This is a genomic window from Streptomyces sp. XY431 (genome assembly GCF_001279805.1).
GTDB lineage: Bacteria > Actinomycetota > Actinomycetes > Streptomycetales > Streptomycetaceae > Kitasatospora > Kitasatospora purpeofusca.
Map to the genome: position 1 here is coordinate 1 of NZ_LGDO01000310.1, position 599 is coordinate 599.

Genomic DNA, 599 nt, shown 5'->3' on the forward strand with positions numbered 1-599 from the left:
CCCCCACGTCCCCGGCCGCCACCACCGACCCCTCCTCCCCCACCCGCGCACCGCAACCGTCCACCACGACCTCCCCGCCGCCGGCGCCCACCCGGGTGGAATCGCTGACCGTCGACTCCCTGGGCTGTCTGGACAGCAGCCGCTTCGGCCTCCAGGCGCGGATCACCGTGGTGGCGTCGGGGCCGCCCGGCGCCACGCTGGTCGTCTCCTGGCAGCACCACTCCGGCGCGGGCAACCCGCCCGTGACCGTCGCCACCGAGACCGTGCGGCTCGGCACCGGGTCCGTCACCCTCACCCGCTCCCACGACTTCGGCAACGACGAGTCGCTCCAGTGGGGCGTCCGGGTGGGCAGCGACCCGAGGCCGGAGAGCACGCCGACCGCCTACCGCGAGCTGCCCGCCATCGACTGCCGCCAGCCCGGCTGAGCCCGCACCCCTCCCGGAGGCTCCGATGACCCCGTCCCCGCCGAACCGCCACTCCGACCCCGACCCCACCGCGCCGGCCGCCTCCACCGCACCCGTCGACGACGAACCCGGCTGCGCCACCGTCCTCGACCCGACCGCCTGGGGCAGTCCGGTCGCCGTCACCCCACCCGCACC

At 76.8% G+C, this 599-nt stretch carries 1 pseudogene; it reads left to right on the forward strand.

From position 1 onward, the window contains the following. Positions 1–425, forward strand: a pseudogene (locus tag ADK60_RS24525) (hypothetical protein); the annotation flags it as partial. Positions 426–599 lie beyond the last annotated feature (174 nt).